Source organism: Kribbella sp. CA-247076 (genome assembly GCF_050942445.1).
Taxonomy (GTDB): Bacteria; Actinomycetota; Actinomycetes; order Propionibacteriales; family Kribbellaceae; genus Kribbella.
In genome coordinates, this window is the sequence record NZ_CP192051.1 from 6,796,740 (window position 1) to 6,808,337 (window position 11,598).

Annotated in this window: 5 protein-coding genes; 2 read left to right on the top strand and 3 right to left on the bottom strand. The window is 70.1% G+C overall.

All coding sequences use genetic code 11. The annotated features are described in order from the left end of the window. Positions 1–37: 37 nt before the first annotated feature. Positions 38–1,363: a glutamate-1-semialdehyde 2,1-aminomutase gene (gene hemL, locus ACQPYZ_RS32415; RefSeq protein WP_433162757.1), complete on the bottom strand. Its 1,326-nt coding sequence runs from the start codon at positions 1,361–1,363 to the stop codon at positions 38–40. A 258-nt stretch (positions 1,364–1,621) separates the two neighbouring features. Between hemL and ACQPYZ_RS32420 the strand changes: the two genes are divergently transcribed. Continuing rightward, entirely contained in the window at positions 1,622–2,995 is a 1,374-nt protein-coding gene (locus ACQPYZ_RS32420) for a lytic transglycosylase domain-containing protein (protein ID WP_433162759.1), read from the top strand. Between the two features lie 107 nt (positions 2,996–3,102). Here ACQPYZ_RS32420 and ACQPYZ_RS32425 read toward each other — a convergent pair whose 3' ends face one another. Further along, positions 3,103–6,783: a S8 family serine peptidase gene (locus tag ACQPYZ_RS32425; protein ID WP_433162761.1), complete on the bottom strand. Its 3,681-nt coding sequence runs from the start codon at positions 6,781–6,783 to the stop codon at positions 3,103–3,105. 304 nt (positions 6,784–7,087) lie between these two features. Further along, entirely contained in the window at positions 7,088–8,050 is a 963-nt protein-coding gene (locus tag ACQPYZ_RS32430) for an LLM class F420-dependent oxidoreductase (protein ID WP_433162763.1), read from the bottom strand. A gap of 396 nt (positions 8,051–8,446) precedes the next feature. Here ACQPYZ_RS32430 and ACQPYZ_RS32435 point away from each other — a divergent pair, with 396 nt between their 5' ends. Next, the gene (locus tag ACQPYZ_RS32435; protein WP_433162765.1) at positions 8,447–11,596 is read left to right on the top strand and encodes a glycoside hydrolase family 3 N-terminal domain-containing protein; all 3,150 of its coding nucleotides are present in this window, start codon (positions 8,447–8,449) and stop codon (positions 11,594–11,596) included. Positions 11,597–11,598 lie beyond the last annotated feature (2 nt).

Sequence of the window (11,598 nt, forward strand, 5' to 3'; positions counted from 1 at the left end):
CTATCTCGCGGTTGGGTAGAGCATCGATGTCGGTCTTTCAGTTCTGGACCGCGGCGGCCGCACGGGCTGCCGGGGCGAGGGCGGACTCGAGCTCCGCGAGCGCGTCGTCGTCGATGGCGCTGCTGACGAACCAGGCCTCGAACGCGCTCGGCGGCAGGTAGACGCCGGCCTCCAGCATGGCATGGAAGAACGCCGCGAACCGGGGCAGCACCTGGGCGTTCGCCCCGGCGAAGTCCCTGATCGCGGCAGGTGCCTCCGAGGACTCCACGAAGAAGACGCTGAAGAGGTTCCCGGCCGCCTGGATGACGTGCGGCACACCTTCCTTGTCCAGCGCGGTGCCGACCAGCCGCTGAATGGTGGCCGAGGTCTCGTCGAGCCGGGCGTAGACCTCGTCGGTTGCCAGCCGCAACGTGGTCAGGCCGGCCGCGGTGGCCACGGGGTTCCCGGACAGGGTGCCGGCCTGGTAGACCGAGCCCTCCGGGGCCAGGTGCGCCATCACGTCGGCCCGGCCGCCGAACGCGGCCGCCGGGAAGCCACCGCCCATCACCTTGCCGAACGTCATCAGGTCCGGCCGGACGCCGTCGACGCCGTACCAGCCCGAACGGGTGATCCGGAAGCCGGTCATCACCTCGTCGGAGATGAACAGCGCGCCGTTGTCCCGGCAGGTCCGCGCGAGGAACGCGTTGAAGTCGTCCCGCGGCGGGACCACGCCCATGTTGCCCGGCGACGCCTCGGTGATCACGGCCGCGATCTGGTCGCCGTACTCGGCGAAGGCGGACGTGACGGCGGCCTGGTCGTTGTACGGCAGCACGATCGTGTCCGCGGTGGTGGCCTCGGTGACGCCCGGCGTCCCCGGGATGCCGAGGGTGATGACGCCGGAGCCGGCCTGGGCCAGCAGGGCGTCCACGTGACCGTGGTAGCAGCCGGCGAACTTGACGATCTTCGCGCGGCCGGTGAACCCACGGGCGAGCCGGAGCGCCGACATGGTCGCCTCGGTCCCGGACGACACCAGGCGGACCTTGTCCACCGGCGTCCGGCCGACGATCTCCTCACCGAGCAGTACTTCGGTCTCGGTCGGCGTCCCGTACGACGTACCCCGGGAGACCGCGGCCTGGACGGCGGCGGTCACCTCCGGGTGGGCGTGGCCGAGGAGCATCGGGCCCCAGGAGCAGACCAGGTCGAGGTAGCGGTTGCCGTCGACGTCGGTGATGTGACATCCGTCACCCGACGCCATGAACCGCGGCACGCCGCCGACGGCGCGGAAGGCGCGTACGGGAGAGTTGACTCCGCCCGGGGTGACGGCGGAGGCCCTGTCGAAGAGAGCGGCGGACTGTTCGGTGCGGTCGGGCCCTGGGTTCGTCACCGGACCATTCTCCCCGACACTCCGGTCGGTCCGGCGGGCGGGCAGGGTGGATCGGACCCGATTACCGGCACCAGGGGGTTCACAGCAGCGTTGTTACGCGCCAGTATGGGTACCCGGTGACCGCTCGTACACGGTCTCGTCCGGCGCGTAACCCACGCACGGGGCGGACGTTAGACCACTCGAGGGCGACCGAGACGACGCACAGACCGTCCGCAGCGTGGGGCCGGACAGGTCGATGAGTCACGGAGGGGATCATCGATGGCGAAGGGCAAGCGCCGCGCCACCGGGAGCGGATGGCGTCAGGTGGCGCCGTTGGTCCCGTTGGCGTTGTTCGCGAGCGCGTTCACCGTCAGCGCCACGGACGATCCGGCAGTTGCCACGGCCTCGCTCGAGGAGGGTCTGTCCGGCAAGGACCCGGTCGTCGTACCGGCCAAGCCGATCGTCGCGCCGGCCAACGTGCCGGTGCCCGGGGTGGTCGGCCACGGGGTCGGCCCCGGTGAGCAGCCGACCCAGGTCGTCTCCGGACTGTCCCGCAACGGGATCCCCACCCTCGCCCTGAAGGCGTACTCCCGGGCCCAGCAGGTGATGGCCCAAGCCGACCCGGCCTGCCACCTGCCCTGGACGCTGGTGGCCGCGATCGGCCGGGTCGAGTCGAACCACGGCCGCTTCGGCGGCAACGCGCTGAACGCGCAGGGCGTCGCGGTCCCGGGCATCTTCGGACCCCGGCTGGACGGCGCCAGCACGGCCCGGATCACCGACACCGACGCGGGTGCGTTCGACGGTGACGGCGCCTTCGACCGCGCGGTCGGCCCGATGCAGTTCATCCCCGGCACGTGGCGGTCGATGGGGGTCGACGGTGACGGCGACGGCGTACGGAACCCGCAGGACATCGACGACGCGGCCATGTCGGCGGCGGTCTACCTGTGTTCCGGCAAGTCCGACCTGTCCGATGCAGGCGACCTGAACGCGGCGATCCTGCGCTACAACCACTCCCAGCAGTACGCCGACCTCGTGCTCAGCATCGCCAAGGCGTACGCCGGCGGCAGCTGGATCGCGGTCGGCAACGGGACCGAGGACGACGAGCAGGGCATCGACCGGGCCGGCGACCAGATCGGTGACCAGGACATCGACGCCCCGGCCGACGACAACCTCCCGCAGGCGGTGGACAACCCCACCTACCCGGGCACGGTGAAGCCGCCGGGCGAGCAGCAGACCGGCAAGCCGTCCACCGATCCGGCGGGCAAGCCGTCGTCGACCACCAAGCCGACGACGAAGCCGTCCACCAAGCCCCCGTCGCAGCCGCCGTCCAAGCCGCCGGCGAGCGACCCGACCACCCCGAAGCCACCGGCCACGACGCCGCCGAAGGCCCCCGGCCTGGCGACGCTGCAGACCGCCGCCGGCCTGATCGTCGGCACGGTCGGCAGCACGGTGGCCGAGCTGTCCAAGGCGACGCAGTACTGCCAGGCCGAGATGGCGAAGGTGACCATCACCAAGCCGTCGCAGGAGCAGCTGCAGAAGTGCGTCACCGCCTACCAGACCGGCGGCACGAAGGCCGTCGACCAGGTCATCCGCAACCTGCTGTCCCTGCTCGGACTGCTGGGCGTCCTCGGTGGAGGGCTGGGCGGAAGCTGACCCACTGACCGGCGCGCCTGCCCCCACCCCTCCCTGGGCGCGCCCCTGGCGACGCCACGGAGCACCTCCCCCCGGCTTCGTGGCGTCGCCCTTTTTGATCGTTCATCTCACCGGACGGCCCAGGCCTTCTCGATCGTCTGGCTGATCCGGTTGCCGACTAGATCGGTCGCCGTGACCCGCAGGTTCGCGTACTGCGCCCCGTCCGGAGCACCCGGGATCCGCGCCCCGACCGTGCCGCCGAGACCGGGCCGCAGCGGCAGTCGCTGCCACGTCGTCCCGTCGTACGAAATCTCGGCGGTGGTCCGGAACAGCCCCAGGCCGCGAGCCGCCGGCTGGTAGCCCGGCTTCAGGTCGAGCCGGCCGGCTGCCACCTTGTAGTCCACCTGGACCAGCGGCAGCACCGACCGCCCGCGCGCCGATGTGGAGTAGAACCGCCACTCCGTGTGGGTCGCCGTCGAGGTGGTGGCCCAACTGTTCGGGCCGCGCCGCTGGTCGAGCTTCAGTTCGTACCAGGCAGGCTTCGCCGCGACGGGGAACTGTCCCATCGACCAGTCGGCGCTGCCGAGCACGGTCCCGTTGCTGCTGAGCTCGAGTTTCGTCGTGTCGCCGCGATCACCCCAGCCGTAGGTGTCGCCGTCGCCGCTGACGTACTGCGGGATCGCGACCCTGATCGCGTTCTCGAAGCGGGCCACCGGCAAGCCTTCGGCCTCGGTCCCGGTCGGGTTGTCCGGGATCGCCGGGCGCATCAGCGACTCCCACCAGCCGCGGGTGACCTTCTCCCCGGGCCGGTAGCTGCGGGCGACGGAGTACTCCCAGCCGGACTCGTTCCACTCGCCGGCCGCCGTCCGTTCCTCCCACTCGACACCTCCACGGTCCGTCGCCAGGTAGTCGGTGCGCGTGACCGGGCCGGTGACCTGCCGGGACGAGGTGAGCCCGGTGGCGAGGCCGGGGAGGTAGGCCGTCCGGCGGTCGAAGTGCAGGAACCACGCGTCGTTGCGGTGGTACTCGGTGGTCACCGCGGCCGGGCGCATCTTCGCGATGTCGTACGTCAGCGGACCACGCACCGTCGACGGACCGACGGCCAGGTCGTAGCGGTAGGTGCTGTCGAGCAGACCCTTGAGCTGGAACGTCACCGGACCCTTGGCGAGCAGGGACAGCAGTTGCTTCCCCTGCTCGGCCCGCAGCAGGTAGAACGGGATGCCCTGGTCGGAGGAGGTCGACCAGAAGCCGGGGCGCTCGTTGTACAGGAAGATCGCCCGCGCGCCGGCGTCCTTCGCTGCCTTGACCTGCGCCTCGACCTCGGCCGGCGACACGAAGCGAACCAGCGCCACCTTGTCCTCGGCCCCGGCCAGCTGCTCCGGCGTCCCGTCGCGGCCGTCGACCACCGGCACCTTGTCGTTGCCGACGTACACGGTCCGGAACGACGCCTCGCGTGGCGTCGGCAGCCGGAAGCTCTCGCCCGACCCGCTGACGTCGACCGTCAGCTTGGGTTCCGCGAGGTCCCACCGCTGGACGACCTGGAAGGTGCCGTTGGCAACCTTCCCGAAGTCCTGCACGTAGACGCCGTCGGCCACGCTCTCGTCGTACGCCCAGCCGGACACAGCGTCCCGGTCGCCGACCGTGCGGTGCCAGGCGACCCCGACGCTCTGCGGGTCGGTGCGCAGCGGGGTCTTCACGGTCACCTTGTGGGCTGTCCGGGCGTCGAAGGTGAAGGTGCGGTCGCGGTCGATCCACTCGTCCGGGTCGCCCATCAGCGTGACCGAGTTCGTCCAGTCGGCCTCGTCGCCGCCCATCGCGTACGCCATCACGCTGTACCGCCCGGTCGGCACGTCGAGGACGCGGGTGCCGGTCTGGTCGAACGCGATGGCTCGGACGTCACCGGTGTCCTGGTTCCACAACTGGACACCGCTCGCACCGGCCCTCGTGGTCGCCGGCTGACCGTCCCGGCCGATCCCCTTCACCGTCACCTGATGCATCCGTCCCCCGGCCGCGAACCCGAGCCCGGTCCGGTACGACGTACCACCTGAGCGGGCCGTGAGGACGCCGGAGTACTTCGCCGGCGTGGTCCTGGCCAGGTCCAGGGTGACGGTGGCGGACGCCGTGCCGCCGGCCGGGATCGTCATCCGGGTCGGGCTGACGGTGACCGCGGCCTTGACCTTGGCCGGCGACCGGGCGTCGACGGTCAGATCGAGCGTCACCGGCCGGTTCGTGGTGTTGCGGTAGGCAACTTGCTTGGTCACCGGCTTCGGCGCGGCGCCGGTCCAGGAGACGTCGCCGAAGTACAGGTTCGCGGTGTCCGGCAGGACCTTCGGGTCCAGCGCCTTCGGGATGTCGATCCGGCCTAGGCCCTGCTGGTCGGTCCTTGCTGTCGCCGTCGGGACGGCGGTCGCCGCCAGGGCGGACTTCAGCTGCTCACCGGTCCAGTCCGGGTGACGCTGAGCCAGGATCGCGGCGGCGCCGGCCACGTGCGGGGTCGCCATCGAGGTGCCGCTCATTGCCGCGTAGTACTCACCGAGCACGTGACCCTGGACGGTCCCGGCCGCCCGGGCGGCCGCGATCTCGACGCCCGGCGCGGTCACCTCGGGCTTCAGCGCGCCGTCGCCGAGCCGCGGACCACGGCTCGAGAACGGGGCCAACGTGTCGTCCCGGTCCACCGCGCCGACGGTCAGCGCCTCGGACGCCGCGCCCGGAGTGGCCACCGTCTCCTCGGCACCGGCGTTGCCGGCGGCGATGACGAACAGGGCGTCGCTGTCCCTCGACAGCCGGTCGACAGCCTGGCTCATCGGGTCCGAACCGTCGCTCGGCAGGCCACCAAGGCTCAGGTTGATCACCTTGGCACCCTGCTGGACCGCCCACTCCATGCCGGCGATCGCCTCGGAGTCGAGGCCGCTGCCGTTGTTGTCGAGCACCTTGCCGACCAGCAGGTCCGCCCCCGGTGCGACCCCCTTGCGCTTGCCGTCGGACGCCGTACCGAGGCCGGCGACGATGGACGCGGTGTGCGTGCCGTGGCCGTGCAGGTCCTGGACGGGCTGGTCGGGGACGAAGCTCTCGGACGCGACCACCTGCTTGGCCAGGTCGGGGTGCTTCGTGTCGTACCCGGTGTCGAGGACGGCCACCTTCACGCCGTCGCCGTCGTACCCGTGGCGCCAGGCGGCCGGGGCCCCGATCTGTTGCGTGGAGCGGTCGAGGGTCGCGTGTGTGCGGCCGTCGAGCCAGATCTTGCCGACCTGGGTCCCCGCCTTGAACGTGGTGGGTCCGCTGACGCCGTCCCAGAAGGTCTTGGCGTCCGCCTTCTGCACGCTGACCGCGGTGCTGCCGACGCTGGCGAGCGTACGGCGGACGGTCGCGGCCTGCGGCGCCGGTGGCGCGCTGCGCAGGGTGGCCGGCGCGGTGAGGATCAACGGCAGCCGGTCGCTGCGGGCGTCGTCGTACCCTTGGGCGACCAGGTCGGTGAGATTGAACAACCGCCGGTCGAGCCGGCCCTCGGCGAACAGCGGGTACGCGTCCGCCGGGACCAGGGTGAGGTCACCGTCGAAGTTGCCGAAGTAGTACGGCTCGTCGTTGGTCAGCCGGGCGGAGACCTTGCCGTTCGTGCCCTTGGTGAACTCGGCGACGTCGCCGGTGACCAGGGTGATCCGGTGCGTGCTGGCACCCGGGGTCGGCCGGTCGGCGCCGGGACCGGCCGCGGCGGTGGTGCCGTCGGCTTGTGCCGGGGTGGTCGCCAGCAGGGAACTGGCGACCACCGCAGCGAGCAGGCTCTTCGCGAGACGTGACGATCGGGTAGTCACAGGGGGATACCTCCCGACGCCCCGACCCACGCGAGGCCATCGTCGGGAGCCTGGCAGTTGCCCTCAGCCCCGGTCCACGAGTTCCCGTGACGTACTCCCGCCATGACCGGTTCTGGTCACGGCTCAAGCAAAGCGCTTGGCTACCCGCTCGGCCCGGTCGACCTCACCCCTCACCTCTGCTTCCTCAGGCGAAGCGCTCGGCCCGGTCGACCACACCCCTCACCTCTGCTTTCCTCAGGCGAAGCGCTCGGCCACCCGCTCGACCCGGTCGACCTCACCCCCCACCTCTGCCTTTTGCTTTTCCTCAAGCGAAGCGCTTGGCCACCTGCTCGGCCCGGTCGACCAGGTCCAGGTCGTAGGCGACGCCGGGGACGTAGAAGTTGACGTAGTCGGCGCCGGCCTCGAGGGCGGCCTCGACCTTGTCGGCAATCTCGTCCTCGGTGGCGATGAAGTTGTCCTTGTCGAACTTCTCCCGGTTCATCGGGCCGAGCGCCTTCTCGGTCGCCTTCTGCGGGTCGTCACCCTTGTCGATCGGGAAGACGTTGAAGTTCGTCGACTTGATGATCTCGTCGTAGTCGCGGCCGACCTTCTCGCAGTGTTGCCGCAGGATGGCGCACTTCTCCTTGATCACCTCGGGGTTGCCACCGCCGATGTTCGCGGCGTCGGCGTACTGCGCGACCAGCTTGAGCGTCACCTGGGGACCGCCGCCACCGATCCAGAAGCTCGGGTGCGGCTTGCGCACACCCTTCGGCTCGTTGATCGGCTTGTCGATCGAGTAGTACTTGCCGTCGTAGACCGGCTTGTCCTCGGTCCACATCTTGACGATGATCTCGGTCGCCTCGCGGAACGCGGCCATCCGCGGCTTCACCTCGGTCCACTCGTAGCCGTACGCCTTCCACTCGTGCTCGTACCAGCCCGCGCCGATCCCGGCGTACAGGCGGCCGTGGCTGGCGACGTCGACGGTGGACGCGATCTTCGCGTAGAGCGCCGGGTTGCGGTACCCGTTGCAGCCGACCATCTGGCCGATGTTCACCCGCTGGGTGTCACGGGCCAGCGCGGCGGTCGCGCTCCAGCACTCGAACGTGGTGTTGTCACTGGGCTCCGGCACGGTGTGGAAGTGGTCGAACAGCCAGATCGAGTCCCAGGACTGCTCGTCGGCGCGCTTGGCGACCGCGGTCATCGCCTCCCACTGCTCGACCGGATCCGCGATCTGCGCGAGATCCATCTTCCAGCCCTGCGGAACGAAAATGCCGAAACGTGTAGTCATGCCCCCATCCTTTCCACCCCTCCCCACCCCGGTCCATCACTCCAACTACTGAATTCCTTCTCAATCAGACCACCCCAACTTCTCAATCCCACCCGCCGTCGTACCCCCGACGGCGGCCGTTGGCCTTCGGTCGCTTGAGGCCCACCACCGGACTCCCCACGCAGTCGCCGGTTGCGGGCAGATCGACAGGAGGTGTTCGGTTTCATGGGCATCGGGGGGCCGGGGTTGAGCGTGGAGGTGATGTGCGGGGGCTGGCACCTCCTGTCGGGTTGCAGGTGTGGTCGCCGTGAGAGCGCTCTAGTTTCGGAACCGGTGAGGTCTTGCGTTGGGCGGGGTGAGGGCTGAGAGTCGGGGCGGAACGCGGGTGTGAGGCTCGCGCGGACCTGAGGGGCGGCCATGCGGAGATTGCCTGGTTTTCGTCGGACGGCGCTGGTCGCGGCAGCGGCCCTGGTCGCTGCGTTGACACCACTGCCTGCGGCGGCGGACGATCCGGCGCCGATCGTGCTGGCGGCGTTCGAGGGGGCGGAGCCGTTCGCGTCGCCACCGAACCCGGGGATCTTCGGCTGGGGCAGTGACGGCGACGACCCGCCGACGATGGAGCTGCAAGCCCAGGCGGACGCGCCGGCCGGTGAGAAGGTGCTGCACGGTTCGTACGACATCAGCGGCTGGGGTGGCTTCACCCACAACGTCACCTTCGACCAGGCGCCGGGTGACTGGTCGGCGCACAAGGGCATCCGGTTCTGGTGGTACGGCCAGAACACCGCGCCGCTACCGCCCGGGTCGGGCAAGCGGATCTTCTTCGAGATCAAGGACGGCGGCGCCAACGCCGAGGCGTCGGAGCTGTGGAACACCAGTTTCACCGACGACTGGCAGGGCTGGCACCTGGTCGAGATCCCGTTCAGCGACCTGGTCTACCGCGCCGACTACCAGCCGGTCGGCGGTATCGACCAGGTGCTCAACCTGACCCAGATGTGGGGGTACGCGTTCACCATGCCGGCCGGATCGCCGGGTGAGTTCGCGATCGACCAGGTCGAGGTCTTCGGCAAGGCCGACCCGGCGCTGAAGGCGAGCGTAGTCACCGACGCCGGCGTCTACCCGGTGAAGGAAGGCGGCACCGCCAAGGTCAAGATCCAGGTCGCGACCACCGGCAGCACACCGCTCGAGGAGCCGGTCACCGTCGCCTACCGGACCGGCACCGGTAGCGCCGGCGCAGACGACTACAACCCGACCAGCGGCACGATCACCTTCCCGGCCGGTACGCCGTCCGGTGCATCACAGCTCGTGAACGTCGCGACCCGCAAGGACCGCACCGCCGAGGTCGCCGAGACGATCCCGCTCGAGCTCACCGTCACCGGCGCGAAACCGCCGTCGACGCAACCGGTGGTCGTGATCGACGCGCACGACCTGCCGTACCTGAACAGCAAGCTCCCGATCACGAAGCGGGTCGCGGACCTGCTGTCGAGGATGAACCTGGCCGAGAAGGTCGGCCAGATGACCCAGGCCGAGCGGAACGCCCTCCGGGCCCGCACCGACATCGCGACGTACGCACTCGGTTCGCTCCTGTCCGGCGGCGGTTCGGTACCGACGCCGAACACTCCCGCGGCCTGGGCGGCGATGATCGACACCTTCCAGCTGAACGCGCAGGCGACCCGGCTGCAGATCCCGCTGATCTACGGCGTCGACGCCGTGCACGGCCACAACAACGTGGTCGGCGCGACGATCCTGCCGCACAACATCGGCCTCGGCGCGACCCGGGATCCGGACCTCGCCCGGCGTACCGGTGAGGTGACCGCGACCGAGGTCCGCGCGACCGGCATCCCGTGGGACTTCGCGCCGTGCGTCTGCGTGGTCCGCGACGACCGCTGGGGCCGGGCGTACGAGGGGTACGGCGAGGACCCGGCGCTGGTGCGGTCGATGGCGACCGTGATCACCGGCATGCAGGGCAAGGCCGACGGCAGCCAGCTCAAGCAGAACGACAAGGTGCTGGCCACGGCCAAGCACTTCGTCGGCGACGGCGGTACGACGTTCGGGTCGTCGACGACCGGCTCGTACACGATCGACCAGGGCGTCACCGAGGTCACCCGGCAGCAGCTGGAGACGCTGCACCTGGCGCCGTTCGAGACCTCGGTCGACCTCGGGGTCGGCACGGTCATGCCGTCGTACTCGAGTGTCGCGATCGACGGCCAGGCACCGGTCAAGATGCACGGGAACGGCGAGCTGATCAACGGCGTGCTGAAGGACCGGATGGGCTTCGACGGGTTCGTGATCAGCGACTGGCAGGCGATCGACCAGCTGCCGGGCGACTACCCGAGCGACATCCGGACCTCGGTCAACGCCGGGCTCGACATGATCATGGTGCCGACGAACTACCAGGGCTTCACCCAGGGCCTGACCGACGAGGTGACCGCCGGCCGGATCCCGATGAGCCGGGTGGACGACGCGGTCCGCCGGATCCTGACCGAGAAGTTCAAGCTCGGCCTGTTCGAGCGACCCTACGCCGACACCTCGCGGATCGGCGAGGTCGGATCGGCCGCCCACCGCGCGGTCGGCCGGGAGGCGGCGGCCAAGTCGCAGGTGCTGCTGAAGAACGACGGCAACCTGCTCCCGCTGAGCCCGTCGAAGAAGGTGTACGTCGCCGGCAGCAACGCCAACGACCTCGGCAACCAGATGGGTGGCTGGAGCATCAGCTGGCAGGGCGGCTCGGGTACGACGACCACCGGGACGACGATCCTGGACGGGATCAAGCAGGTGGTGCCGTCGGCAACGTTCAGTGCGGATGCCTCGGCGCCGCTCGACGGTCACGACGTCGGCGTGGTCGTCGTCGGCGAACGCCCGTACGCCGAGGGGATCGGTGACGTGGGCAACGGTCACGACCTGCTGCTGTCGCCCTCCGACAAGACCGCGGTCGACACGGTATGCGCCGCCATGGACTGCGTCGTGCTGATCGTGTCCGGCCGGCCGCAGGTCATCGCCGACCAGCTCGGCACGATCGACGCGTTGGTCGCGTCCTGGTTGCCGGGGACCGAGGGCGCGGGCGTTGCCGACGTACTGTTCGGCAAGCGGCCGTTCACGGGCCGGCTCCCGGTCAGCTGGCCGCGGGCCGAGGATCAACAGCCACTCAACGTGGGCGACGCGTCGTACGATCCGCAGTACCCGTACGGCTGGGGTCTGACGACGCAGGCGACGGCTCGGCAGAAGCTGACGGAGGCACGGAACGCCCTGCTGCAGAAGCGCGATCCGTACGCACTGGCTGCCGGGATCGCGGCCGGAATCGCGCTGCACGTCAGGGACTGGTCGGGGCCGCAGGCACCGATCGCGCTGGCCGCGCTGGCACAGTCCGGAAAGTACCTGGAGCGCACCAAGGTCGACTCCTACGGGCAAGGTGATGCGGTGGTGAGCGCGGCCCGGTGGATCGCGCAGAACCGGATCGGCCAGAACGTCGACCAGCCGACCTCGAAGCTGACGTCCGACGCCGAGCACGCACTGCTGACCGGAAAGCTGCAGACCGCGGTCAGCAAACTGACCGCGGCCTACAACCTGAGGTAGCT